This window comes from Mameliella sp. CS4 (assembly GCF_019392335.1).
Lineage (GTDB): Bacteria > Pseudomonadota > Alphaproteobacteria > Rhodobacterales > Rhodobacteraceae > Antarctobacter.
Window position 1 is genome coordinate 43,446 of the sequence record NZ_JAHXRQ010000014.1, and the last position, 24,225, is coordinate 67,670.

Annotated in this window: 22 protein-coding genes and 1 tRNA gene; 19 read left to right on the forward strand and 4 right to left on the reverse strand. The window is 64.0% G+C overall.

Annotated features, from left to right (window positions below; genetic code table 11):
- Window positions 1–30 precede the first annotated feature (30 nt).
- The 5 genes from boxB to KZZ07_RS16690 all read left to right on the forward strand — a co-directional run bounded on the left by boxB (window position 31) and on the right by KZZ07_RS16690 (window position 4,288).
- Window positions 31–1,482, forward strand: coding sequence for a benzoyl-CoA 2,3-epoxidase subunit BoxB (boxB, locus tag KZZ07_RS16670; protein ID WP_219515930.1), 1,452 nt, complete (start codon window positions 31–33; stop codon window positions 1,480–1,482).
- Between the two features lie 98 nt (window positions 1,483–1,580).
- Window positions 1,581–1,748, forward strand: coding sequence for a hypothetical protein (locus tag KZZ07_RS16675; RefSeq protein ID WP_219515931.1), 168 nt, complete (start codon window positions 1,581–1,583; stop codon window positions 1,746–1,748).
- On the forward strand, window positions 1,745–2,938 hold the full coding sequence (gene boxA, locus KZZ07_RS16680) for a benzoyl-CoA 2,3-epoxidase subunit BoxA (RefSeq protein ID WP_219515932.1): 1,194 nt from the start codon (window positions 1,745–1,747) through the stop codon (window positions 2,936–2,938). The genes KZZ07_RS16675 and boxA overlap by 4 nt, the downstream gene beginning before the upstream one ends.
- Window position 2,939: 1 nt before the next feature.
- Window positions 2,940–3,374 carry an acyl-CoA thioesterase gene (locus KZZ07_RS16685; RefSeq protein ID WP_219515933.1) on the forward strand — a complete coding sequence of 145 codons (435 nt, stop codon included), beginning with the start codon at window positions 2,940–2,942 and terminating at the stop codon, window positions 3,372–3,374.
- A 17-nt stretch (window positions 3,375–3,391) separates the two neighbouring features.
- Complete coding sequence (locus tag KZZ07_RS16690) at window positions 3,392–4,288, forward strand: helix-turn-helix transcriptional regulator (protein ID WP_219515934.1); 897 nt, start codon at window positions 3,392–3,394, stop codon at window positions 4,286–4,288.
- A gap of 23 nt (window positions 4,289–4,311) precedes the next feature.
- Here the strand turns inward: KZZ07_RS16690 and KZZ07_RS16695 are convergent, their stop codons facing one another.
- Entirely contained in the window at window positions 4,312–4,545 is a 234-nt protein-coding gene (locus KZZ07_RS16695; protein ID WP_219515935.1) for a DUF6455 family protein, read from the reverse strand.
- 297 nt (window positions 4,546–4,842) lie between these two features.
- Between KZZ07_RS16695 and KZZ07_RS16700 the strand changes: the two genes are divergently transcribed.
- The gene (locus tag KZZ07_RS16700) at window positions 4,843–6,042 is read left to right on the forward strand and encodes a thiolase family protein (protein ID WP_219515937.1); all 1,200 of its coding nucleotides are present in this window, start codon (window positions 4,843–4,845) and stop codon (window positions 6,040–6,042) included.
- 113 nt (window positions 6,043–6,155) lie between these two features.
- Window positions 6,156–6,232, forward strand: a tRNA-His gene (locus tag KZZ07_RS16705).
- A 622-nt stretch (window positions 6,233–6,854) separates the two neighbouring features.
- Here KZZ07_RS16705 and KZZ07_RS16710 read toward each other — a convergent pair.
- On the reverse strand, window positions 6,855–8,819 hold the full coding sequence (locus KZZ07_RS16710; protein WP_255564408.1) for an FAD-dependent oxidoreductase: 1,965 nt from the start codon (window positions 8,817–8,819) through the stop codon (window positions 6,855–6,857).
- Window positions 8,820–8,893: 74 nt separating this feature from the next.
- On the opposite strand from KZZ07_RS16710, the gene KZZ07_RS16715 reads away from it, so the two are divergent.
- The gene (locus tag KZZ07_RS16715) at window positions 8,894–9,913 is read left to right on the forward strand and encodes a LysR family transcriptional regulator (RefSeq protein WP_219515940.1); all 1,020 of its coding nucleotides are present in this window, start codon (window positions 8,894–8,896) and stop codon (window positions 9,911–9,913) included.
- 87 nt (window positions 9,914–10,000) lie between these two features.
- Entirely contained in the window at window positions 10,001–10,981 is a 981-nt protein-coding gene (locus tag KZZ07_RS16720) for a GNAT family N-acetyltransferase (RefSeq protein WP_219515941.1), read from the forward strand.
- A gap of 36 nt (window positions 10,982–11,017) precedes the next feature.
- Here KZZ07_RS16720 and KZZ07_RS16725 read toward each other — a convergent pair whose 3' ends face one another.
- Together KZZ07_RS16725 and KZZ07_RS16730 are read right to left on the reverse strand one after the other, a co-directional pair.
- Complete coding sequence (locus KZZ07_RS16725; protein WP_219515942.1) at window positions 11,018–12,307, reverse strand: NAD(P)/FAD-dependent oxidoreductase; 1,290 nt, start codon at window positions 12,305–12,307, stop codon at window positions 11,018–11,020.
- A gap of 15 nt (window positions 12,308–12,322) precedes the next feature.
- Complete coding sequence (locus tag KZZ07_RS16730; RefSeq protein ID WP_219515943.1) at window positions 12,323–12,988, reverse strand: haloacid dehalogenase type II; 666 nt, start codon at window positions 12,986–12,988, stop codon at window positions 12,323–12,325.
- A gap of 217 nt (window positions 12,989–13,205) precedes the next feature.
- On the opposite strand from KZZ07_RS16730, the gene KZZ07_RS16735 reads away from it, so the two are divergent.
- The 10 genes from KZZ07_RS16735 to KZZ07_RS16780 all read left to right on the forward strand — a co-directional run bounded on the left by KZZ07_RS16735 (window position 13,206) and on the right by KZZ07_RS16780 (window position 24,204).
- A complete protein-coding gene (locus tag KZZ07_RS16735) occupies window positions 13,206–13,574 on the forward strand; it encodes a cupin domain-containing protein (RefSeq protein ID WP_219515944.1) in 369 nt (122 codons plus the stop codon).
- 14 nt (window positions 13,575–13,588) lie between these two features.
- Entirely contained in the window at window positions 13,589–14,701 is a 1,113-nt protein-coding gene (gene argE / locus KZZ07_RS16740) for an acetylornithine deacetylase (RefSeq protein WP_219515945.1), read from the forward strand.
- Between the two features lie 134 nt (window positions 14,702–14,835).
- The gene (locus KZZ07_RS16745) at window positions 14,836–15,681 is read left to right on the forward strand and encodes a GNAT family N-acetyltransferase (RefSeq protein ID WP_219515946.1); all 846 of its coding nucleotides are present in this window, start codon (window positions 14,836–14,838) and stop codon (window positions 15,679–15,681) included.
- Window positions 15,682–15,698: 17 nt separating this feature from the next.
- On the forward strand, window positions 15,699–17,072 hold the full coding sequence (locus KZZ07_RS16750) for an aspartate aminotransferase family protein (RefSeq protein WP_219515948.1): 1,374 nt from the start codon (window positions 15,699–15,701) through the stop codon (window positions 17,070–17,072).
- Window positions 17,072–17,983, forward strand: coding sequence for a 2-hydroxyacid dehydrogenase (locus KZZ07_RS16755; protein WP_219515949.1), 912 nt, complete (start codon window positions 17,072–17,074; stop codon window positions 17,981–17,983). The genes KZZ07_RS16750 and KZZ07_RS16755 overlap by 1 nt, the downstream gene beginning before the upstream one ends.
- Window positions 17,984–18,219: 236 nt before the next feature.
- On the forward strand, window positions 18,220–18,951 hold the full coding sequence (locus tag KZZ07_RS16760; RefSeq protein ID WP_219515950.1) for an HAD-IA family hydrolase: 732 nt from the start codon (window positions 18,220–18,222) through the stop codon (window positions 18,949–18,951).
- 65 nt (window positions 18,952–19,016) lie between these two features.
- On the forward strand, window positions 19,017–20,627 hold the full coding sequence (locus KZZ07_RS16765) for an ABC transporter substrate-binding protein (protein ID WP_219515951.1): 1,611 nt from the start codon (window positions 19,017–19,019) through the stop codon (window positions 20,625–20,627).
- 78 nt (window positions 20,628–20,705) lie between these two features.
- The gene (locus tag KZZ07_RS16770) at window positions 20,706–21,665 is read left to right on the forward strand and encodes an ABC transporter permease (RefSeq protein WP_219515952.1); all 960 of its coding nucleotides are present in this window, start codon (window positions 20,706–20,708) and stop codon (window positions 21,663–21,665) included.
- Window positions 21,662–22,528, forward strand: a complete 867-nt coding sequence (locus KZZ07_RS16775) for an ABC transporter permease (protein WP_219515953.1) — start codon at window positions 21,662–21,664, stop codon at window positions 22,526–22,528. Before KZZ07_RS16770 ends, KZZ07_RS16775 begins: the two co-directional genes overlap by 4 nt.
- Window positions 22,528–24,204, forward strand: a complete 1,677-nt coding sequence (locus KZZ07_RS16780; RefSeq protein ID WP_219515954.1) for an ABC transporter ATP-binding protein — start codon at window positions 22,528–22,530, stop codon at window positions 24,202–24,204. Before KZZ07_RS16775 ends, KZZ07_RS16780 begins: the two co-directional genes overlap by 1 nt.
- Window positions 24,205–24,225: the final 21 nt, after the last annotated feature.

Consider the following 24,225-nt stretch of genomic DNA (forward strand, 5'->3'; position numbering starts at 1 on the left):
TGCCCCGCCGTCCCCAGAGGAGGAAAACCAATGCTCGATCTGATCAACGTGAGCTACGACACCCAGATCCCGAACAACGTGGGTCTGTCCAGTGACAAGAAGGTGCTGAAGGCCCTGTCGAAATGGCACCCCGGCTATCTCGACTGGTGGAACAAGCTGATCCCGCAGAACTTCCAGGAATCGATGGTGTACCTGCGGACCGCCGTCAGCGTGGACCCCAAGGGCTGGGCCAAGTTCGACTACGTCAAGATGCCGGAATACCGCTGGGGCGTTCTTCTGGCGCCGCAGGTCGAGGGCCGCACCATCCCCTGTGGCGAACACGCAGGCCAGCCCGCGTGGCAGGAAGTGCCGGGTGAATACCGCAACCTGATGAAGCGCCTGATCGTCATCCAGGGCGACACCGAGCCGGGCTCGGTCGAACAACAGCGTTTCCTGGGCCTGACGGCGCCGTCGCTCTACGACATGCGCAACCTGTTCCAGGTCAACGTCGAAGAGGGCCGCCACCTTTGGGCGATGGTTTACCTGCTGCAGAAATATTTCGGCAAGGACGGCCGCGAAGAGGCGGATGACCTGCTGATCCGCTCGTCCGGGTCGGAAGAGGCGCCGCGGATGCTGGGCGCTTTCAATGAGGAAACGCCGGACTGGCTGTCCTTCTTCATGTTCACCTATTTCACCGACCGCGACGGCAAGATGCAGCTGGAAAGCCTGGCGCAGTCGGGTTTCGACCCGCTGTCGCGCACCTGCCGCTTCATGCTGACCGAGGAAGCGCACCACATGTTCGTGGGCGAAACCGGTGTCGGCCGCACCATCCAGGCGACCGTCGAGGCAATGAATAAGGCCGGCATCACCGATCCCTACGACGTGGGCAAGATCCGCGACCTGAACGTGATTGACCTGCCGACCATCCAGAAGAAGCTCAACCTGCACTACACGCTGAGCCTCGACCTGTTTGGCCAGGAAGTGTCGACCAACGCGGCCAATGCCTTCAACGCGGGCATCAAGGGCCGCTACATGGAGAACCGGATCGACGACGACCACATGCTCAAGCACGACACCTACAAGGTGCTGGATCTCGAGGATGGCAAGATCGTCGAGAAGGACGTGCCCGCCCTGACCGCGATCAACATGCGCCTGCGTGACGACTATATCCGCGACGCGGCCGGTGGCGTGAAACGCTGGAACAAGATCATCGAGAAGGCCGGGATCGAGTTCGAACTGAAGCTGCCGCACCAGGCCTTCAACCGCAAGATCGGCATCTTTGCGGGCCACGACTTTGACCCGGACGGCAACCATGTCTCGGGGGAGGAATACGACAAGGGCATCACCAAGTGGCTGCCGACCCATGCGGACGGCGACTATATCCAGTCGCTGATGAAGCCGGTCTACGAGCCGGGGAAATACGCCAGCTGGATCGCACCGCCGAAGGTGGGCATCGACAACAAGCCGGGCGACTTCGAGTACGTCAAGCTGCACATGGCCTGATGCGCCGGGGACGGGGGATCACCCCCGTCCCGTCCGAACCAATGGGCGGCGCGGGCACCAGATCCGCGCCGGACCGACCAGCAGGAGGAGGAAACGCGATGATCACCAAACGGAACATCGGCCATGCGCCGCGCGTGACCGAGGTCGCGAAGGAACTGGGCGACATCGGCTGCTGCATCGGCTGCGAGAATTGCCGCGGGTTGTGCCAGGCCCTGATCGAGGCCATAGCTGTCCCCGAGGCCGTGCTGCACCGGGGGACGCAATGAACAAGCCGCTGAAACAGCACCTGATCGACCCGGAAATCTGTATCCGCTGCTACACCTGCGAGATGACCTGCCCGGTGGGCGCCATCGAGCATGACGAGAACAACGTCGTGGTGAACCCGGACACCTGCAATTTCTGCATGGATTGCATTCCGGTCTGCCCGACGGGGTCCATCGACGAATGGCGCGTGGTCGACACGCCCTATTCGCTTGAGGAGCAGTACGAGTGGATGGAGCTGCCCGAACAGGGTGAGGTTTCCGTGGCCGAAAGCGCCGAAGGGGGCACCGAGAGCGGCGAGGATCCGGTGGCGGCCCTGCTGGCCGAGGCGCACAAGGGTGCCGGCGGCAAGGCAAAAGCCCCGGCCAGCGCAGCCAAGCCGACGGTCAATCTCTACAACCTCGCCAACCCGGTCGAGGCCGTGGTGCAGGGCAACTATCGTCTGACGGCCGAAGGCGCGGACACGGACGTCCGCCACATCATCCTCGATTTTCAGGGCAAGCCCTTTCCAGCCCTCGAAGGCCAGTCGCTGGGCATCATCGCGCCGGGCGCCGACGCCGAGGGCAAGGCGCATCTGCCACGGCTCTACTCCGTCTCTTCGCCCCGCGACGGCGAGCGCGCGGGCTATCACAACGTCTCTCTTACGGTGAAGCGTGAGGAGGGCGGCGTCTGTTCGAACTATGTCTGCGACCTCAAGAAGGGCGACAAGGTGCAGGTGACAGGGCCTTTCGGGGCGACCTTCCTGATGCCGAACGATCCCGACGCACGCCTGTTGATGATCTGCACCGGCACAGGCTCGGCGCCGATGCGGTCCTTCACGATGGCGCGCCAGCGCACGGTGGGCAAGAAATCCGGCGGCATGGTGATGTTCTTCGGCGCCCGCACGCCGGATTCGCTGCCCTATTTCGGGCCGCTCAACAAGGTGCCCTCCAGCCTGCTGCAAAAGCACCTGGTCTTCAGTCGGATGCCCGGCCAGGAAAAGGAATACGTCCAGGACCGGATGAGCGTCGAAGAGGACATCGTCGCCGACATGCTGCAGGATCCCAACACGCATATCTACATCTGCGGACTGAAAGAGATGGAAGAGGGCGTCGAACGGTCGTTTACCAATATCGCGGAAAGCATCGGTCAGCAGTGGCGCAACCTGCGCGACATCCTGCGCGAGGAAGGCCGCTATCACGTCGAGACCTACTGAGATGGAAGACCGTCCCGACAATGCCCATCGGCATGTGATCCGTGTGACTTGGGGCGATTGCGACCCGGCGAAAATCGTCTACACGGCCCGCATCCCCTGGTTTGCGCTGGATGCCATCAACGGCTGGTGGGTCGAAAACCTGGGCGGCGACGGCTGGTTCCAGATGGAGATCGACCGCAACGTCGGCACGCCCTTTGTCCGGCTGGAAATGGATTTCCGCAGCCCGATCACGCCCCGGCATGAACTGGTCTGCCACGTCTGGCCGGTTCGTCTGGGCGAGACCTCGATCACCTTCCGGGTCGACGGCGAGCAGGACGGCAAGCTGTGTTTTTCCTCGCGGACGGTCAGTGTCTTCATCCAGGCGGATGCCTTTTCCAAGCGCACGCCGCCAGAGGACATGCGCGCCGCGATCGAAGCGCGGCTGCCCGCGGCCTAGATCGAGGCACGGTAGCCATGACCGGAGCGGTGCGCGGGACAGACGAGGCGGATCCGGCGGCGCTCTACCGGCTGGTCGGAGACCGCGTGCGCGCGGCCCGCAAGTCCTCCGGGCTGACGCGGCAGGACCTGGCCGAGCTTTCGGGTGTCTCGCCGCGCTATCTGGCCAAGCTGGAAGGCGGCGACGGCAATATCTCGATCGGTCTGTTGAGGCGGGTGGCGCTTGTCCTTGGTCAGCCGATGGCGGAGCTTTTGGCCGAGGATGATCCGCTGGCACCGGACCTGGCGCAGCTTTCTCAACTGTACCGCAACGCCTGCGGCGCGACGCGGGCGCAGGTCTTTCGTGTGCTGGACCCGGGCCGCCTGCGCGCGCACAAGGCCGAACGTATCTGCCTTGTCGGGCTGCGGGGGGCCGGAAAGTCCACGCTGGGTGCGCGCATCGGTGCCGACCTGGGCCTGCCCTTTGTCGAGATGAACGCAGAGATCGAGCAGAGCGCCGGCATGGCGGTCTCCGAGATCATCGCGCTATACGGACCCGAGGGGTATCGCCAGATCGAATCCGAGGCGCTGGACCGCATCCTGTCGACAAAGCGGCGGATCGTGCTGGCCGCCAGCGGCGGCATCGTCGAGGAGCCGCAGACCTTTGAACGGACGCTGGCAGGGTTTCACACGATCTGGATCAAGGCCGCGCCCGGGGATCACATGGACCGGGTCCGGGCGCAGGGGGATACCCGACCGATGGCGGGCAATCCGCGTGCCATGTTGCAGCTGCGCGAAATCCTGAAGGCGCGGGAGGTCAGTTACGGCAAGGCGGACCACCACCTGGATACCAGTGGCCGGTCGGTTGAACAGTCCTTGCAGGATCTGCGCGGGCTGATCGACGCGCAGGGGCTGTTGGCAGGGCAGGACGGCTAGGCGCGCCACCCCCCTCGACCGGCTCAGAGCCAAGTGTTGCGGCAGTAGTCCGGCGCCTGGTCCAGATGGGTGTTGCAGGCCTGCAGCCGCTTGCAGTCCTCCTGCTGACGGCATTGGGCGCAGCGCATCACAGCCGAGCGAAAGGCCGTGGCCTGACCTTCGGGGCTGCGTCCGGTCGCTTCGGCCAGGTCGTAGCCCAGACGCTGGGCCATGCCGTGGGTCAGTTCGGTGCTTTGCGCCATCTTTCTCATGAACATCGGGACGTTCCTTGCAAATGCAATCATATCTTGACGCGGACCTTGCCGCAGGATCGGTGTCTGCACCTTGACCTCTGTCAATTTGGCTGACTGAGGCGTTTGTTCTTGGGGGGATTTGATTATCAGTGTAAATTAGGATAGAATATAACTAATTTGAGAGAGGGACATGTCGGGGTGCCAACAGGGCGGAACAGGGCCAACCCGACACCCGCAGCGGCAGCGCTTCCTTTCTTCGAAGATAAACACTCGTCGGTCTGAGGGCCGGGCGTTCCATATCCACTCAACACGGAGGCGGCCATGCAGGCCTATATTCCTTACGGCGCTTACTGGAGCACACCCTTTGCCCGCTGGCAGGGGGAGTTTGCGGAGTTGCATGCGATGGAATTCGCGGCGCATGTGACGCGCGAGGCGCTGGCGCAACGTGACATACCCGTCGAGACGTTCGATTTTGCGGCTTACGGTCTGACGGTTCCGCAATACCGCAGCTTCTACGGGTTGCCCTGGTTTACCGGGATGATTGGGGCCGAGCGCCTGCCGGGGCCGACCGTCAACCAGGCCTGCGCCACCGGCGCGCGGCTGCTGGCCACTGCCGCTGGCGAATTTGCCATCGGGGCGGCCTCTGCTGCGCTGCTGGTCTCGGGGGACCGGACCTCGAACAGCCCGCATGTCTACTATCCCGCACCGGGTGCGCCCGGCGGCACGGGGCGGAGCGAGGACATCGTTCTGGAGAGCTTCAACAAGGACCCTTTCGCCCGCTGCGCGATGATCGACACGGCGGACAACGTGGCGCGCCGCGTGGGGATCGAGACGGCCGAACAGCACGACCTGACCCTGCATCGCCAGGGCCAGTACCAGGATGCGCTAAAGGACGGTCGGGCCTTTCAGAAACGCTATATGGCGGCGGATTTCGCGGTGCCCGATCCACGCTTTCGCAAGACGATCAGGACGATCTCGGGCGATTGTGGCGTCTATCCGGCCTCGCCCGAGAAGATGGCGGCCCTGAAGCCGGTCCGCGAGGGGGGCACCGTCACCTTTGCCGCCCAGACCCATCCGGCGGATGGCAACGCCGGGCTGGTCATGGTGTCGGACCCGGCCCGTGCGCGCGATCTGGCCACGCGCGGGGATGCGCCGTTGGTCGAACTGGTCGCCGTGGCACAGGCGCGCGAGGACAAGGCCCATATGCCCGCCGCCCCCATCGACGCGGCGCGCCGCGCGCTGGAGCTTGCCGGGCTGTCGATCAATGACATGGAGGTGATCAAGTCGCACAATCCCTTTGCCGTCAACGACATCGCCTTTTCCCGCGCTTTCGACATCGACTGGCGGACAATGAACAACTTTGGCAGTTCGCTGATCTGGGGGCACCCACAGGGGCCGACCGGCCTGCGCGGCATCATCGAGATGATCGAAGAACTGGAAATGCGGGGCGGTGGACACGGTCTTTTCCAAGGCTGCGCGGCAGGGGATTCCGCAATGGCGCTGATCCTGAAAGTGCAGTAAATTGAGGCTCCGGACAGCGCGAATTTCTGGTTCACAGAGGGCTTGCGCTGTTCGGAACGTGCTGCTAGGAAGCCGCACGGTTTCCGGCAGGCTTGTCCTGCAAGACCTGATGTGCCGCCTTAGCTCAGTAGGTTAGAGCGCTTGATTGTGGATCAAGAGGTCCCCCGTTCGAGCCGGGGAGGCGGTACCAATCTCCAGACTGAGTTTCCGAGAAATTGCCATCTAAATCCCAGTGCTTATGTGATTCTTCACTTTTTCGCTCATATGCTTTTCAGGTGGGCGGACAGGCCCGGAGCGGCACCAGAACCATCCAGGAACAGAGCGGAAGCTGAGCGACCAACCGTCGTCGTCAGGCGGCATGTCTTGCCTTGGGTGTGGAGGTCTGGCCTGCTGCCGGTTTCGATGGTGTCGAACGCCCGGCACGCCAGCGCAATACTGGCGCCCACCCGCCATCCTTCACTCAGCACTTGCAGACGGTGGCATTGCTCATGCCGTGCTCGGGGTACAGTTCGGCCAAGGGTACGCCATTCTCCACCTGCCGCAGAACGCCCCTGCCGGGGCATTCCCATGCACCGCCGGCGAGGCCTGATCTGGACCTCGGTGAATTGTGTCTTCCTCATCGGAAACTCTTCAGGTGTCCCGCTGAGAGACCCCTGCTTCCGCATCCCCCTCGGAGGTGCCCCATAGCCTTGTCACCGCCGAGCAGTCCCTCGACTTTTGATATGGAGGACCTTCAGGATCTGCCCGTTCCGGAGCGGTATGCCGTGGCGCAGGTTGTACGGACCTTGTCCTGCGCCGCCACGCCCTTCTGTTCAGGTGCGCATCGCGGTGACATAGGCCTCGCGGATGGCGGCGTGGATATCGCGCGATGCCACGGCGTCACCCAGGCGATGCAGCCTCGCGTTGAATGTCTCAGACCCTTTGAGAGCATGGTAGAGTCCGTCCAGCGGCTGGGTGCCCTGTTCGATCACGACCTGATCTGCCTCGATGTCCACCGCCTTGCCGCTGAAGCAATGGGTGAAGCGGGCCGTCAGAGTCCCGCCGTTCCTCGTGACACGGGTCAGGTCGAGATCGGCCATGACCCGAATGTCCTGCTTCGCAAAGTGTTTTCTGTAGCCGGTGTTGTCCTGGTAAGGCATTTCCTGGCCGATGAGGCCATCGCTGGTGGTGAAGATCACCTCGCTTCCCGCCTTGCTGGCAAAGAGCGCGCAGGACGGGGCCGGGGCGCGACCTGTTCCGTCATGGATCAGGACGCGGGCGGCGGGCCTGACAGTTCCAGAGAGCATGTCCCAAGTGGAATGGCAGAATTCAGCCCCTTCGATGTCATCGAAATCGGGCATGCCGCCGGTGGCAACAAAGACGGTATCCGGGTTTTCGGACAAAATGTCGGAGGGCTCGGCAAGGATGTTTGTCCGGAGCTCGACGCCCAGCCGGGTCAGCTCTGCCAGCCGCCAGTCCAGGATACCCACCAGGTTGGCCCGTTCCGGGGCCCGGGCGGCGAGGGCCAATTGGCCACCAAGCTGCGCTGCGGCTTCCAGCAGGACGACGTCATGCCCGCGCAAGGCCGAGACGCGGGCGGCCTCCAGCCCGGCGATCCCGCCGCCGACCACGACCACCCGGCCGGGGGTGTCTGCCGGGGCAATCTCGTGCGGAATGTCCAGTTCATTCCCGGTGGCCGCGTTGTGAATGCAGGTCGCCTTTTTGTAGAGGCAATAAGAGGCACCGACGCAGGGGCGGATACGTTCCTCTGTCCCATCGAGAAGATGTTGCACGAGGTGCGGATCGGCCAGATGCGCGCGGGTCATGCCGACAAGATCCACGATGCCTTCGCGCAGCGCGTGTCGGGCCGTAGCCGTGTCCCGGATGCCGCCCGCATGAAGAAGCGGCAGGGTGGTTTCGGCCCGGAACCGGGCAACGGAAGCAAGGTAAGGCGCATCGGGCTGGAATAGGCCCGGCATATTGTCCTGTGACAGCAACAGATCACTGTCCATCCGCCCGTAAATCGCGTCGAAGAAATCGACCAGGCCCTCACGTTCGAACATCTGGGCCAGGGCGATGCCGTCCTCGGCGGTCAGCCCGCCCTCTGTCCCTTCGTCGATGACAAGGCGAATGCCCACGGTCATGTCGTCGCCGACGGCTTTGCGAATGGCTTCGTGAACCATCAGGCCGAACCGCCCCCGGTTTTCCAGCGATCCGCCAAACGCGTCGGTCCGCCGGTTCGCCAGCGGCGACATGAACTGACCGATCAGGTGGCCGCCGCAGAGCGTCTCGACCCCGTCCAGCCCGCCATCCCGCGCGCGCCGTGCTGCCTGCGCATAGTCCGCGATGACACGGTCGATGTCGTCGCGGTCCATTTGCCGTGGAAAGCCCCGGCTGCGGGTCTCGCGGATCGGCGAGGGGGCGATCACGGGGTGCCAGTCGCCGTGAAAGGCATTGGCCCGGCGTCCGAGATGGGAAATCTGCGTCATGACCGCAGCGCCCTGCGCATGGATCCGGGTGGCCAGCTGCTGCAGAAAGGGCACAATCCGGTCGTCGCTCATGTCGAGCTGCCCGCCGCCCCAGCTGGAATCGCGCGAGACCATTGCGCTGCCGCCGATCATCGTCATGGCCAGCCCGCCCCGCGCCTTGGCCTCGTGGTAGGCCTGATAGCGCGCGCCGGGCATGCCGCCGTCATCCTTCATCGAGGCATGGCTGGTGCTGACGATCCGGTTGCGCAGAGGCAGCTTGCCCAGCGTGAAGGGCGCCAGCAGCGGGTCATTGGATGTGGGTCTGGTCATGGTGCCGCTCCTTGCGTCGTCTGGGGCAGCTTCCCTCATCGGGCGGTGCTGAAACAGGTGGAAAAAACGGAAGGGTGCGATACGCTCAGCGTATGACCGAACTGGCGCATCTCATTTCTTCACCCAAGGCGCTGCTGGTCTTCGAGGCCGCGGCGCGACACGGCAGTTTTACCCGCGCCGCGCGGGACTTCAATATTTCGCAGCCTTCGGTCAGCCGGAATATCGCGCAACTCGAACAGGATATCGGACAGGCGCTGTTCCTGCGCGGTGCCGGCGGGGCCCGGCTGACGGAGGCGGGGCAGGTGTTGTTCCTTGCCGCGAGCGAGGGGCTCAATCGGATCGCCAATGCCATTGCCATGCTGCGCGAACAGAGTGACACGCATGACACGGAGGTGGTGCTGTCCTTTTCCAATGCCTTCGTCACCAATTGGCTCGTCTCGCGGCTGGCCGCGCTGTCGGACAGTTTTCCCGAGGCTGTGTTGCGCTTTGACCTGGTTCCGGGGACGCGGAAATCCGTAACGGGGGAGGTCGACCTTGCGACATTGATCGCCGATCCCGCGCCAGAGGCCATCGTCCTGGCGCCCGAGGTCATCATCCCGGTGTGCAGCGCGGCTTACCTCGCCAAACATGGTCCGTTGCCGGACCGGGAGGGCGTGGCCGGAGAAATCCGCGCCGAGGGCCACAGGTTCCTGCACCTCTCAGATCACTCCAGGTCGATCTGGGACCCGGTTCTGGGCGCGGGTCATTCTGACGGCGCAGAGGGCATGTGGCATGAGTTCTCGGACTACGCGGCGATCATCCAGGCGGCATCGGATGGGTCGGGGATCGCCCTGGGCTGGTTGAATGTCGTGGCGGGAAGCCTGCGCAGCGGGCGGCTTGTTCCGGCCTGGCAGGGCCGATGGATCGAAACCGGGCGCGCGATCCAGCTGTTCTCGACACGGCCGGGGCCGATGCGGCCCTTGGCGCGCGACATCGGACGATGGATCTGTACGCAGATGGCCGAGGATATCGACGCGGTGGCCGCTATGGGGGCGGGACCAAGGGTCATGCAGCAGGCGCAGCAGATTGTGTGGGATGGCCCGGGTATTCGGTAGAAAAAACCAATGTTCCCGTCGCATATTGAGAGTGTCGCGGTCCACGGCCGCCTTGCGCGTTAGAATGCTAGACAGAAAGTGTGTTTCATGCAGTCCGGGAACGGCGATGTCAGAGTTGGACCAGGCAGCCTGTTCGAAGGCGCTGCTGACAGCGCGAAACGCTATGCAAACTTCATGGCGAAATCGACTCCGGAAGATGAAGAGCGGTTCCGGATCGACGCCTACGACGCGACGATCCGCGAGATCACGCCAGATGACCGGGCCTTGCTGCACGAATTGACGCTTTCGGTCTTCTGGCGGCACCGGGCGCGCGATCTGGACGAGTTCATCGCACTCGGCAAAGGATACATCGCCCTGGACGAGATCGGCCGTCCGCTGGGATCGGCGATGTATTTTCCCGTGGGATCGGATTTTGCCATGTGCGGGATGATGGTCACCACGCCACGCCTGCAGGCGCTTGGGGCCGGTCGCCGGTTGCTGCGCCGTATCCTGAGGGATTGCGAAGGCCGGGACCTGCGGCTTTCGGCCACGAAATCCGGTTATTGGCTGTATGACTCCGCCGGGTTCATCCCCGTGTCGACCATCTGGCAGCAAGAGGGGGTCGCCCGCCCCCTCCGCGTCCCGGATCCCGTGCCCGGGTTGACCGTTCGTCCCCTGGACCCGTCCGACCGCGATGCGATTCATGCGCTGGACACACAGTCCTATGGCGCGCATCGGGCAGAGATTCTGGACAGGATGCTGGAGCTGTCCGAGGGCGTCGTTGCCGACCGCGACGGAGAGGTGTCGGGCTTTGCCCTGATGCGCCCCTTTGGCCGTGGCTGGGTCATCGGACCGATCGTGGCCGAGGATGACCAGATGGCGATGCATCTGTGCACGCCGCTGGTCCAGCGGCGTGAGGGGCAGTATCTGCGCGTGGATACCCCCCGGCAAGACGAGCAGTTCAAGGCCTTCCTGTCCGCCGCCGGACTGGGGGTCGTCGATACCGTGACCGAAATGCGCATCGGCCCTGTCCGCCGGTCGACGGACGGGGCCATGCTTTACGGGCTGGCAGCGCACTCTCTGGGGTGATCGGGGCCGCAGCGGGTCCCGATGTCAGGCCCGATTTCAGGACAGGCGATCCTTCAGCCCGAACCAGAGCCCGACAAGCGGAAGAAACCAGGGCTTGCCACTGTGCAGCGGAATCCGCGGCCAGTCCAGCCCGGCCAGCGGGTTGCTGTCGGGTCGTCCCATCGCAATGTCGGCCAGAGACTGGCCGATCAGGGTCGACATCTGCGCACCGTGGCCGGAATAGCCCATGCCGTAGATCATGCCGTCTGCCTCGCCCGCGCGGGGGAAGCGATCCTTGGTCATGCCGACAAGCCCGCCCCAGCAATAGTCGATGTCGACATCGGAGAGCTGCGGAAAGATCCGGTTCAGAGATTGTCGCAGGATCGCGCCCGACTTGGCATCGGATTGCTGGTCAGACACCGCAGAGAACCGTGCGCGACCGCCAAAGATCAGCCGGTTGTCGGGGGACAGGCGAAAGTAGTTCCCGATGTTCATCGAGGTGACGCAGGTGCGGTTCCCGGGCATCGTGGCGGCGATTTCCGCCTCTGTCAGCGGGCGTGTCGCGACGATGAAGGACCCGACGGAAATGATCCTGCGGCGGAAGTAGGACAGGGGGGCGCCGGGATAGGTCGCCGAATAGGCCCCGGTTGCGGCGATGACCCGCTCTGCCCGGATCGTGCCCTTTGGCGTGGTCAGCTCCCAGCCGGTTCCGCTGCGCGTGCGTCCCGTGACGGGGGCATCTTCCCAGATCAGCGCGCCGTGACGATGTGCGGCGGTTGCAAGGCCCTGGACGTAGCGGCCCATGTGCATCATCGCGGATTTGCCATAGAGCATCGCGCCGTGGAACGCCTCCGAGCCGATTTCCCCTTTCAGATCGGCCTTGTCGATCCAGCTTGCATCCGGGTCCACCTCACGGTTGAGCAGGTCGGCGCTGGCCCGCATCCCGGCCACATGCGAGGGTTTCGAAGCCAGCTTGAGCTTGCCCGAGCGGCGAAAATCGCAGTCAATTCCCTCTTCTTCGATGACCCCTTCGATCATGTCGATCGACCGGTCGTAGGCCTTGTAGAGCGCATGGGCCCGTTCGGCGCCGAAATGGGACTTGGCCTCGGCATATCCGTGGGCCATGCCGTTGTTCAGATGGCCGCCGTTGCGCCCCGATCCGCCCGCGCCGATATGCTGCGCCTCCAGCACGGCGACGCTGACACCCTCGCGGGCCAGTTTGCGCGCCGCGTTCAGGCCGGTGAACCCGCCGCCGATCACGGCAACGTCGACCCGGCCCGTGACCGGGCCGGCTTGTGCATCCGCGAAAGGCGTCGCGCTGTCATGCCAGTATGACATGTACTTCATGGGGAAATCCGATCCTTACAGGCCGACGAGCGCCGCCAGACCAGAGACATCCTTCATCTCGGTATAGCCGTAGTAGGGGTTGGCCGGTTCATGGCCACGGTTGACCCAGACCTTGTTCCGTATCCCCAGATCATGCGCCGTCATCAGGTCATAGCGAAAGCTGGACGACACGTGCAGCACGTCTTCGGGACCGCAGCCCAGCATGTCGAACATATACTCAAAGGCCCGCATCTGCGGCTTGTAGGCCTGGGCGCTTTCGGCGGTATAGACATGGGCGATCGGGGCGCCCAGCTTGGCGATGTTGTACGGGATCTGCTCGTTCATCGAGTTGGTCAGCGCCACCAGCGGGATCTTGTCGGCGATCTTGGCCAGTCCGGCAGGCACGTCCGCGTGAGGGCCCCATGTGGGCACGCGGTTGTAGATCTCGACGGCAATTTCCGGGTCAAAGGCGATGCCGTTGCGTTTGCAGGTCCGTTCAAGCGCGTTGTGCACCAGATCGGCATAGGGTTTCCACGCGCCCAGGACTTCATCCAGCCGGTAGGCCGTGAAATCGGCGATGAAGGTGGTCATCTGCTCTTCGGTCAGGATGTCGGCGTAATGCGCACGCGCAGCGCCCGCCATGTCGAAGTTGATCATCGTTCCGTGGCAGTCGAAGGTTATGAATTTGGGGCGGAAGGTCATCTTTGTCTCCAGGTACTGTGTTCCCATCTTTGCCGGGTTTTGACCGAAGCGCTTGCCGCGTTTGCCGAATAAAGAGCACGAAATGGCGTATCGCAGGGGGCATGCGGCACGACCTGCCGCCTGCGCGGCATCTTCGGTCCCGGCGGATGGGCGCGTGCGGGCAGACTGTTGGCAACGACCACCGCGCGCCGCTGGCGCCCTACCGGAAGGCCCTGACATGTCCCAATTCGGTCCGATCGACCACGCCCCTGCATTCGAGCCGCGCCGGGATGTCGCCGCGCCAGACCGCCTGATCGAAGGGACGCCCGCCTTTCAGACCTGGGAGCTGGATACCGCGCTGGCGGAGGCCGGGAAATGGGGCAAGATCCGCACCGGCATCTGGGAGGCGACACCAGGCACGACCCGGTCGATGAAGGGAGAAACCTTTGAATTCTGTCACATTCTGTCGGGTCGCGTCGAAATCGGCGAAGAGGGCGGCGAAACGCGGTCTTTCGGGGCCGGGGACAGTTTCGTCCTGAAGCCGGGGTTCGTGGGCACATGGAAGACTGTCGAGACTGTGCGCAAGATCTTTGTCATCGCGTCCTGAGAGGAGGAATAGCAATGGACCTTTCCGCTGCCGATCTGCTTGACCGTCTTGTCGGGTTTCCCAGTGTCGTGGGCACGCCCAACGGCGATTTGATGGATTTTGTCAGCGGCTATCTCTCCGCCCATGATGTGCCGCATACCCGGCTTCAGGGGCCGGAGGGAGACCGCTCCAACCTGTTTGCGACCATCGGCGATGCCGCGCGCCCGGGGTATATCCTGTCCGGGCATGTGGATGTTGTCCCGGCGAAAGAGCCGGAATGGCACGGCGATCCCTTTGTCATGCGCCGCAAAGAGGGCCGGATGATCGGGCGCGGCACCTGTGACATGAAGGGCTTTGTCGCGGCGGTGCTTGCCGCCGTTCCCGAGTTGCGGCGCATGGACCTCACCGCGCCGATCCACATCGCGCTGTCCTATGATGAGGAGGCGGGTTGTCGCGGGGTGCCGCATATGCTGATCGCGCTGCCCGATCTCTGTGCCGCGCCCTTGGGCTGTATCGTCGGTGAGCCGACCGGACTGGTTCCAGTGCTGGCCCACAAGGGCAAGGCCGCGCTGCGGCTGCAGGCTTCGGGGCGCGCGGGGCACAGCTCTCGGCCCGATCTGGGGCACAACGCGATCCACGCCCTGCTTCCGGCGCTAGAGGCCGCGGTGGCGCAGGCCTCTGCGCTGCGGGCGGGTCCGCAGGATGACCGCTTTGCCCCGCCTTATTCGACGCTCCAGATTGGCACGGTCCAGGGCGGGCAGGCGATCAATATCATCCCCGAGGCCGCAGAGGCGGCGATAGAGGCGCGCGCCATCGCCGGGGTCGATCCAAAGGTGGTGCTTGCCCCCGTTCTTGACGCGCTTGGCGAAGATGTCACAGCCGATTGGTTGTCCACCTATCCGGCGCTTGCGCTGGCAGCGGATCATCCGCTGGCCGCGCTGCTGCACCGGATTTCCGGCAGTGCGCCACTTGGGGCGGTCAGTTTCGGGACCGAGGCCGGGTTGTTCCAGCAGGCAGGCGTGCCCGCGATTATCTGTGGCCCGGGGGATATTTCCCGCGCGCATCGGCCCGAGGAATACCTGACAGAGGCGGAGCTTGCGGGCGCGGTGGAGATGATCCTGTCGCTGGGCCGGGCGCTCAGCGCATGAGATCCGAAAGCTACCGGCATTTCCTGCGGCGACCTCCCCGGCCTGAAACCGAAACTGCTGCCCGAGCCCGGGATCAAGCCGAAACTGCCACCGGCCCAACGCTAGGCTGACTGCGAACAAAGCGGATCTATTCCATGACGATTGCCAAGACCGACAGCGGCTCGCTGTCCGGGGCGGAGATCGCCCTTGCAGACTTCACAGCCGATCACATCGCCGGCGCCATGCGGCTGTCGCAGGATGTCAGCTGGCCGCATCGCGCCGAAGACTGGGCGCTGAGCCTGTCGCTGTCCAAGGGCGTTGTCGCCCTGGCCAATGGGCAGGTGGTCGGCACGGCCCTGTGCACAGCCTTTGGTCCGGTCGCAACGCTGAACATGATCATCGTCGATGCCGCGCTGCGCGGTCGTGGGCTGGGCCGTGCCCTCATGGAGCGCGTGATCGCCTTGGCCGGGCCGCGCGAAATGCGGCTGGTGGCGACGGCGGAGGGCTTGCCGCTCTATGAAAAGCTGGGGTTCAAGGCAGAGAGCAGGATCTTCCAGCATCAGGGCATCGCCCGCGCGCCGGTCGGGGACAACACCGTGACCACCGGCTCTGTTGCCAAGATCGGGCGCCTGGCGAAGATGGACGAGGCCGCCTCTGGCCTGTCGCGCGAACCCCTTTTGGCAAAGATCGCCGGGAACGGCTGGGTCCTTGTCGCGGAGCAGGGGTTTGCCCTGATCCGCGACTTTGGGCGCGGCAAGGTGCTTGGCCCTGTGGTAGCGCAAGAGACCGCAACGGCACAGGCTCTGGTGACCGAGGCGGCACACCGCTGTGACGGCCAGTTTCTGCGCATCGACCTGCCCGAGGGCAGGGGTCTTTCCGATCTTGTCGAAACGCTTGGCCTGGCATCGGCCGGTGGCGGGATCGCCATGCGGCGCGACGCCCGGACCGCGCAACCCACTGATTACAAAACATTCGCCCTTGTGTCGCAGGCACTGGGCTGACCCTGACGGAGACTGATATGTTGACCAATTCCCTTGTCGAGCTGGACCGCCAGCACCTTGTTCACCCGTTGTCCTCCTTTCGCGGGCACGAAGACCGCGGCGTGCGCGTTCTGCGCTCGGCCAAGGGGGCCAGGGTCACGGATGCCGAAGGGCGCGAACTGATTGACGGGTTTGCCGGGCTGTGGTGCGTCAACGCGGGCTACGGTCAGGAAAGCGTGGTTGAGGCAGCCGCCGAACAGATGCGGACGCTGCCCTATGCCACCGGCTATTTCGACCTCGGGTCCGAAGCGCCCATTCGCCTTGCCGCCGCACTGGCCGAGCGCAGCCCGGGCGATCTGAACCATATCTTTTTCACGCTCGGCGGATCCGACGCGGTGGACAGCACGATCCGCTTTGTCCGCTATTACTGGCATTCCAAGGGGATGCCCGAACGTGATCAGTTCATCTCGGTCGAACAGGGGTTTCACGGATCGTCCACAATGGGCGCCGGGCTGACGGCGCTGCCCGGGTTCCATGACGGGTTTGGCGTGCCCTATTCCTGGCAGCACAAGATTTCGTCGCACTACCTCTATCGCAACCCGCTGGGCGACGATCCGCAGACGGTCATCGACGCCTCGGTCGCCGAGCTGCGCGCCAAGGTCGCGGCCATCGGCGAAGACAAGGTGGCGGCATTTTATGTCGAGCCGATTCAGGGGTCGGGGGGCGTTCTGGTGCCGCCCAAGGGTTGGATCAAGGCGATGCGCGATGTTTGCGCCGAGCTGGGCATCCTGTTCATCGCGGATGAGGTCATCACCGGCTTTGGCCGCACGGGCCCGATGTTTGCTTGCGAAGACGAAGGGATCGTGCCGGACCTGATGACCTGCGCCAAGGGTCTGACCTCGGGCTATGCGCCGATGGGCGCGGTGTTCATGGCAGACCACGTCTATGAGACCATCGCCGACGGGGCAGGGGCCAAGGCCGTGGGCCACGGGTTTACCTATTCCGCGCATCCGGTCTCTGCCGCCGTGGCGCTGGAGGTTCTGGCGCTCTACGAAGGCGGGTTGTTCGAAAACGGCGTCAAGGCCGGGGCGCGTCTGATGGCCGGATTGGAGAGCTTGCGCGACCACCCGCTTGTCGGCGACGTGCGCGGGCGGGGCATGCTGGCGGCGGTCGAGCTGGTGACGGACAAGGTCGCCAAGACCCCGTTGCCCGCCGAGGTGCAGCCCGGCACACGGTTGTTTGACCGGGCGTGGGAGCAGGGGGTGATCATGCGCTGCTTTGCGCATGGCGTTTTCGGCTATGCGCCGCCGCTGTGTTGCACCGATGCCGAGATCGACGCCATCGTCGAGCGCACGCGCACCGTGCTGGATCTCACGCTGGAAGACCCCGAGATACGGGCCGTCCTACGCTGATGGCGCTGCTGTTTCTCTCGACACCTGAACGGGCCGAGGTCTGGCAACCGATCTTTGCCGAGGCGGGCGAAGAGCTGATCGTGGGCGAGGCGGCGGTGAGCGATCCCGCCGCCGTGACCCATATCCTGTGCTGGAAGCCGCCGGACGATCTGGCGCGCTATCCCAATCTCAGGGGGGTGATCAGTTCCGGCGCGGGGGTCGATCAGATGCCACCGATGCCCGACGGTGTGGCGCTTGTGCGCACCCTTGCCCCCGGCATCGAGGAAATGGTCCGCGACTGGGTGGTCATGGCCACGCTCATGCTGCACCGCGACATGCCGCGTTACCTGCAACAGCAGGGGCTTGGACAGTGGTCGGCGCATCCGGTTCCGCTGGCCCGTGGCACCCGTGTCGCGATCATGGGGGTGGGCCGGATCGGCCAGCTGGTGGCCCGGACACTGGGCGATATGGGCTTTGCGCTGTCGGGCTGGTCGCGGTCCGGTCGCGCCGTCGAGGGGATGACGATCTTTGGTGCGGATGATCTAGGGGCTTTTCTGGCACAAGCGGACATCCTTGTCTGCCTGCTGCCGCTGACGGCTCAGACGCGCGGGCTGCTGAATGCCGATCTTTTCGGGAAACTGCCCGCCGGGGCCAGGCTGGTGCATGCCGGGCGCGGGGCGCACCTGGACATGCAGGCGCTGAAATCAGCGCTGGACCGGGGGCAGCTCACTTCGGCCATGCTGGACGTGACAAACCCCGAACCGCTGCCTGCGGATCACTGGGCCTGGGGCGACCCGCGGGTCTGCATCACGCCACATGTGGCGGCAAGCACCGATCACGCCGAAGGCGCGCGCCATGCTCTGGAGGTGATCCGCGCGGATCGAAACAACATGGATCTTCCGGGTCGAGTCGACCCGCGCAAGGGGTATTGAGGCGCTGTTGCGGGGGCAGGATATATGCCGCCGCGTCCGGCAATACAGAAGAATATGCTGCGGCTTCCCCGGAATTCAGATTCTTTGCGGGCTGTTTTCGGGGGAGGCTGATGGGAACGGACAACAGGCCATGCCGACCTCGGACTGCAATATGCCGAACGGCCGTCCGGGGCGCGGAGATGCCGGCCAGAGCCTGCGGCGTCACCGGGGCTTTCTATAGACAGGGGACAACCAAGATGGCAACCGCCACCGAGACGAAACCGCTAACAGCTTTCCGTTACGTCAGTTTTGACGTGGTCGGCACGCTCATCGACTTCGAAGGCGCGATCAAGTCCGGACTGGCCGACATTGCCTCGAAGGAGGGCATCGAGCTGGATGGCGAAGCGGCTCTGTCGGTCTACCGTGACGCGCGCTACGACGCCGAGGCCCAGAGGTTCCCGGATGACCTGGGGCGCTGCTATGGCCGGATCGCCGCGGCCTTTGGCCTGCCGGATACGCCGGACTACCGCCAGCATATGGTTGATGCCGTAGGCGATGCCAAACCTTTTGCCGACAGTGCCGGGGCGCTGGCCCGGCTCAAGACCCGCTACAAGCTGATCGCCATGACCAATGCGCAGCGGTGGGCCTTTGACAAATTCGCCGCCAAACTGGGCAATCCGTTCTGGGCGGGTTTCACCGTCGATGAAACTGGTGTCGAGAAACCCGATCCGGCTTTTTTCGAACAGGTCTTTGACCATGTCGCGACGGATGGTGGCACCAAGGGTGACATCCTGCACACGGCTCAGAGCCAGTACCATGACATCGGCATTTCGCGCGAGCTGGGCATGACCAACGCCTGGATTCAGCGCCGCCACGGGCAGGATGGCTATGGCGGCACGATCGAGCCCGCGCAGTTCACCGAACCGGATTACCACTTTCACGCGCTGAGCGACCTGGCCGACGCGGTGGAGGAGGCCTTTGACGCTTAAACCGCCGTTTCGAAGCGGAGCGAAGACCCCAAGATCCAAACTTTCAAACCAGCAGGGAAACTGACATGACAAAGACACCGACAAACTGGACCGGCCGCGACGATGCAGCGGTCGAAAACATGATCCGCCGCGGCGCATCCCGCCGTGATCTGCTTCGGATGCTGATGGCATCGGGCGTGACCGCCGCCGTGGGCGGATCGGTCCTGATGAAAGCCTCGGCCGCCGTTGCCCAGACACCGAAGAGTGGTGGCACGCTGAAGGCGGCGGGCTGGTCCTCGTCCACTGCGGATACGTTGGACCCGGCCAAGGCCACGCTGTCGACCGACTATGTGCGGTGTTGCGCCTACTACAACCGCCTGACCTTCCTGAACAGCGAAGGCGCCGTCGAGATGGAACTGGCAGAGAGCATCTCGTCGGACGATGCGCAGACCTGGGAAGTAAAGCTGAGGTCCGGCGTCGAGTTCCACGATGGCAAGACGCTGAACGCCGAAGACGTCGTCTATTCGCTCAAGCGCCACCTCGATCCCGCGGTCGGCTCCAAGGCCAATTCCATCGCCAAGCAGATGGCCGAGATCAGCAAGCTGGACGACCTGACGGTCAAGATCGTGCTGGAAGAGCCCAACGCCGACCTGCCGACGATTCTGGCGCTGCACCACTTCATGATCATCGCCGCCGGCACCACCGACTTCAGCAATGCCAACGGCACCGGCGCCTTCGTCAGCGACTCTTTTGAGCCGGGCGTGCGGTCGGTCGGTGTGCGGAACGAGAACTATTTCAAGCCGCAGGGCGCCTATCTGGATGCGTTCGAATTCTTCGCCATTCCCGACAACAACGCCCGTGTGAACGCGCTGCTGTCCGGGGACATCGAACTGGCCGCGGCCGTCAACCCGCGTTCCTTGCGGATGATCGAAGGGCAGGACTCGGTGCGTGCCTCGATTTCGACCTCGGGCAACTACACCAACCTGAACATGCGCCTCGACATGCCGCCGGGCAACCAGATGGATTTCGTGGACGGGATGAAGTCCCTGATCCACCGTGAGCAGATCCAGAAGTCGGTGATGCGCGGCCTGGCCGAGATCGCCAACGACCAGCCGGTTTCCCCGGCCAACCGTTACCACAACCCCAACCTCGCGCCCCGCGCCTACGATCCCGAAAAGGCCAAGTTCCACTTCGAGAAGGCCGGGCTGCTCGGGACGGAAATCCCGCTGGTCGCCTCGGAGGCCGCCGGGTCTTCGATCGACATGGCGACGGTGGTCCAGCAGGCCGGTTCGAAGATAGGAATGAACTTCAAGGTCGATCGCGTGCCCTCCGATGGCTATTGGTCGAACTACTGGCTGAAGGCTCCCGTGCATTTCGGCAACATCAACCCGCGCCCGACGCCAGATATCCTGTTCTCGCTGCTCTACGCATCGGACGCCCCCTGGAACGAAAGCCAGTTCAAGTCCGAGAAGTTCGACAAGATGATGGTCGAGGCGCGCGGCCTGCTGGACGAGGAACAGCGGACCGCGATGTACTGGGACATGCAGGAAATGATCGCCAATGAGGCAGGCACGGCCATTCCGGTGTATATTTCCAATGTCGACGCCGTCACCAACAAGCTGGGCGGTCTGCAGACCAACCCGCTGGGCGGCATGATGGGCTATGCCTTTGCCGAATACGTCTGGCTGAACGCCTGACGACACCATGAACGTCGAGGCCGCGCGGGAAACCGCGCGGCCTCGGTCGAGGACCGTCCCCGAACCAGAGGTGCCTTTTTGCCCCGATCCCTATTGCCATATTTCCTTGTCCTGCAACGGTTGGGCATTGCCCTTCTGACACTGGTCATCGTGTCCTTCGCGGTGTTCTTTGCCACAGCTCTGTTGCCCGGCGACGTGGCCGAGATCCTGCTGGGGCAGGCGGCAACACCCGAAGCCGTGGCCGGCCTCCGCGAGGCAATGGGGCTGGATGAGCCCGCGCTCTCCCGCTTTATTGGATGGCTGGTCGGATTGCTTCACGGTGATATGGGCACATCCTACGTGAACAACATGGAAGTGGCCGATTTGATCGGTGGACGCCTGTCGAACTCGTTGCGCCTTGCGGGGGTGACGACGCTGGTTTCGGTGCCCATCGCACTGACGCTGGGCATTTGCGCCGCCATGTGGCGCGGGTCGATCTTTGACCGCGTGGTTTCGATCCTGACGATTTCGGTCATCTCGGTGCCCGAATTCATGGTCGCCACCTTGTCGGTCCTGATCTTCGCGGTCTGGCTGGGCTGGTTGCCGGCCCTGAGTTATGGCGTCGACGTCGACTCCTGGTCGGCGGTCCTGCGCGCCTATGCCATGCCGGTGATCTCGCTGTCCTTCGTGGTGTCGGCCCAGATGATCCGGATGACCCGTGCCGCGGTCATCGAGACGATCAACACGCCTTATGTCGAAATGGCGCTGCTCAAGGGGGCGTCGCTGCCGCGACAGGTCCTGCGCCATGCCTTGCCGAATGCGCTTGGCCCGATCGCCAATGCGGTGGCCCTGTCGCTGAGTTATCTTGTCGGTGGCGTGATCATCGTCGAGACGATCTTCAACTATCCCGGTGTGGCCAAGCTGATGGTCGATGCCGTGTCCACCCGCGACCTGCCGCTGATCCAGTCCTGTGCCATGATCTTTTGCGTCAGCTACCTGTCGCTGATCACCCTGGCGGATGTGATCGCGGTGCTCTCCAACCCGAGGCTGCGCAGATGACACCTGTTTCCGAAACCACCCGCGTATCCGAAGACACCAAGCCCAGCGGTCCGACCTTTGTTTTCAACTGGGTTGGGCGCGTCGGTCTGGCTGTGATCCTGTTCTGGGCGCTCGTGGCCCTCGCCGGGCCTTTCCTGTCGCCCTATCCCCCGGGCGAGATCGTCGACTGGGACTATTTCGGTCCGGTGTCGTCGGACTACTGGATGGGCACCGACTATCTGGGCCGGGACATCTTTTCCCGCATCATCATGGGCGCGCGCTATACCGTCGGCATCGCGCTGGCCGCGGTGACGCTGGCCTGTACCATCGGCGTGGTGCTGGGCATGATCGCGGCCGTGGCTGGCGGCTGGTTCGACATGATCCTGTCGCGCTTTCTGGATGCCTATAACGGCATTCCCTCGCTGCTGTTCGGCCTTGTCGTCGTGGCCGCCGTGGGGTCGTCCATTCCGGTCCTGGTGCTGACGCTGACCGCGATCTACATGCCGGGATCCTACCGTTTCGCGCGGGCTCTGGCCGTCAACATCAACACGATGGACTTTGTCACCGTGGCGCGTGCCCGTGGCGAAGGAACGCCCTACCTGATCACGCGCGAAATCTTTCCCAACATCCTTGGGCCGGTCCTGGCGGATCTGGGCCTTAGGTTCGTGTTCATCGTCCTGGTTCTGTCCGGCCTGTCCTTCCTCGGGCTGGGCGTGCAGCCGCCCAATGCCGACTGGGGGGCGCTGGTGCGCGAAAATATCGAAGGTCTCAGCTTTGGCGCGCCGGCAGTCATCTTTCCGTCGGTTGCCATCGCCTCGCTGACCATCTCGGTGAACATGTTCATCGACAACCTGCCAACCCGTATCCGTGACAGGAGTGAATGATGACCGGGACACACACCAAGCCCCCCCTCGTCAGCGTCCGTGATCTGAAAATCGGGGCGGTCACGGATTCTGGCCGCGAAGTCGAGATCATCAAGGGGGTGGATTTCGACATCGCCCCCGGTGAGATCCTGGCCCTGATCGGTGAATCCGGGTCGGGCAAGACCACGATCGCGCTGGCGCTCATGGGGCATACCCGGACCGGCTGTTCGATCGATGGCGGCCAGATCCGTATCGGGGACAATGACGTGACCGCGATGAGCCGCAGGGCCCGCGCGCGGATACGCGGAACCGAGGTGTCCTATGTTCCGCAATCCGCAGCGGCGGCCTTTAACCCGTCCATGCGGATCATCGACCAGGTGATCGAGACGACGGAAATTCACAAGCTGATGCCCAAGGCGCAGGCGCGGAGCAAGGCCGTCGAGCTGTTTCGCGCCCTTGCGCTGCCCGATGCGGACACCATCGGAAACCGGTACCCGCACCAGGTCTCGGGCGGACAGTTGCAACGCCTCTCGGCGGCGATGGCCCTGATCTCTGATCCGCAACTCGTGATCTTCGACGAGCCGACAACGGCGCTGGACGTCACCACCCAGATCGAGGTCCTGAGGGCGTTCAAGTCGATCATGGCCCAAGGCGGCTGCGCCGGGGTCTATGTCAGTCACGATCTTGCCGTGGTGGCGCAGATCGCCGATCGGATCGTTGTCCTGCGCGGTGGAGAGGTTCAGGAGGAAGGCACCACAGAGCAAATCCTGACGGCGCCGACGCACCCCTATACCAAGGAACTGCTGGCCGCCTTCGAACCTTTGCCGCACCAGTCTGTGGCCATCGCGGAGGCGGAGGACCAGTCTCCGATCCTCGAAGCGCGGAACCTCTTTGCGGGCTATGGCGCGATGCGCAATGGCGAACCTGCGGCCAAGGTTCTGCAGGATGTGTCCTTTACCCTGGAGCGGGGACGCAACCTCGGCGTGATCGGTGAATCCGGGTCCGGAAAATCGACCCTTGCCCGGGCGCTCGCGGGGATCCTGTCGCCCTATTCCGGCGAGGTGCTGCTGGACGGCCACCGGCTTCATCCTGATCTCACCGGGAGAAGCAAGGAAGACCTCCGCCGGATGCAGATCGTTTTCCAATTGGCGGACACGGCGCTGAACCCGGGGCATTCGGTCGGCAATATCCTGGCCCGTCCCCTGACATTCTATCATGGGCTCAGGGGCAAGACGCGCGAAAAGCGGGTCATCGAGCTCTTGGACATGGTGCATCTGCCCGCGAACATGCGGCACCGGGCCCCCAGTGAATTGTCCGGCGGGCAAAAGCAGCGGGTCAACCTGGCAAGGGCGCTGGCGGCGGAACCGGAACTGGTGCTCTGTGACGAGATCACATCCGCGCTGGATACCGTTGTTGCCGCGGCAATCCTGGATCTGCTCAAGGAACTGCAAACCGAACTGGGACTGAGCTATATGTTCATCAGCCACGACCTTTCGACGGTCGAGGCGATCTGCGATGACGTCCTGGTCATGTTCAAGGGCGAGGTCGTAGAGGCCCTGCCTGCGCACGAGATGTCGGAATTTGCGACACATCCCTATTCGCGGCTTCTGATTTCCTCGATCCCGCGGCTGGACACCGGCTGGCTTGCCGGGCTGGAACAGGATCCCGAGCTCATTGCGCAATTCGCCAACCGATAAGCGGGACCGGCGGCGCGCCTG

Excerpts from the sequence above, each read along its gene's own strand:
- KZZ07_RS16730 (WP_219515943.1), bottom strand. The coding sequence starts at position 12,988 with ATGACCTTCCGCCCCAAATTCATAACCTTCGACTGCCACGGAACGATG.
- KZZ07_RS16755 (WP_219515949.1), top strand. The coding sequence starts at position 17,072 with ATGGCGCTGCTGTTTCTCTCGACACCTGAACGGGCCGAGGTCTGGCAA.
- KZZ07_RS16725 (WP_219515942.1), bottom strand. The coding sequence starts at position 12,307 with ATGAAGTACATGTCATACTGGCATGACAGCGCGACGCCTTTCGCGGAT.
- KZZ07_RS16700 (WP_219515937.1), top strand. The coding sequence starts at position 4,843 with ATGCAGGCCTATATTCCTTACGGCGCTTACTGGAGCACACCCTTTGCC.
- KZZ07_RS16750 (WP_219515948.1), top strand. The coding sequence starts at position 15,699 with ATGTTGACCAATTCCCTTGTCGAGCTGGACCGCCAGCACCTTGTTCAC.
- KZZ07_RS16675 (WP_219515931.1), top strand. The coding sequence starts at position 1,581 with ATGATCACCAAACGGAACATCGGCCATGCGCCGCGCGTGACCGAGGTC.
- argE (WP_219515945.1), top strand. The coding sequence starts at position 13,589 with ATGGACCTTTCCGCTGCCGATCTGCTTGACCGTCTTGTCGGGTTTCCC.
- KZZ07_RS16765 (WP_219515951.1), top strand. The coding sequence starts at position 19,017 with ATGACAAAGACACCGACAAACTGGACCGGCCGCGACGATGCAGCGGTC.
- KZZ07_RS16710 (WP_255564408.1), bottom strand. The coding sequence starts at position 8,819 with ATGACCAGACCCACATCCAATGACCCGCTGCTGGCGCCCTTCACGCTG.
- KZZ07_RS16745 (WP_219515946.1), top strand. The coding sequence starts at position 14,836 with ATGACGATTGCCAAGACCGACAGCGGCTCGCTGTCCGGGGCGGAGATC.
- KZZ07_RS16735 (WP_219515944.1), top strand. The coding sequence starts at position 13,206 with ATGTCCCAATTCGGTCCGATCGACCACGCCCCTGCATTCGAGCCGCGC.
- boxA (WP_219515932.1), top strand. The coding sequence starts at position 1,745 with ATGAACAAGCCGCTGAAACAGCACCTGATCGACCCGGAAATCTGTATC.
- KZZ07_RS16695 (WP_219515935.1), bottom strand. The coding sequence starts at position 4,545 with ATGTTCATGAGAAAGATGGCGCAAAGCACCGAACTGACCCACGGCATG.
- boxB (WP_219515930.1), top strand. The coding sequence starts at position 31 with ATGCTCGATCTGATCAACGTGAGCTACGACACCCAGATCCCGAACAAC.
- KZZ07_RS16685 (WP_219515933.1), top strand. The coding sequence starts at position 2,940 with ATGGAAGACCGTCCCGACAATGCCCATCGGCATGTGATCCGTGTGACT.
- KZZ07_RS16690 (WP_219515934.1), top strand. The coding sequence starts at position 3,392 with ATGACCGGAGCGGTGCGCGGGACAGACGAGGCGGATCCGGCGGCGCTC.
- KZZ07_RS16760 (WP_219515950.1), top strand. The coding sequence starts at position 18,220 with ATGGCAACCGCCACCGAGACGAAACCGCTAACAGCTTTCCGTTACGTC.
- KZZ07_RS16780 (WP_219515954.1), top strand. The coding sequence starts at position 22,528 with ATGACCGGGACACACACCAAGCCCCCCCTCGTCAGCGTCCGTGATCTG.
- KZZ07_RS16775 (WP_219515953.1), top strand. The coding sequence starts at position 21,662 with ATGACACCTGTTTCCGAAACCACCCGCGTATCCGAAGACACCAAGCCC.
- KZZ07_RS16720 (WP_219515941.1), top strand. The coding sequence starts at position 10,001 with ATGCAGTCCGGGAACGGCGATGTCAGAGTTGGACCAGGCAGCCTGTTC.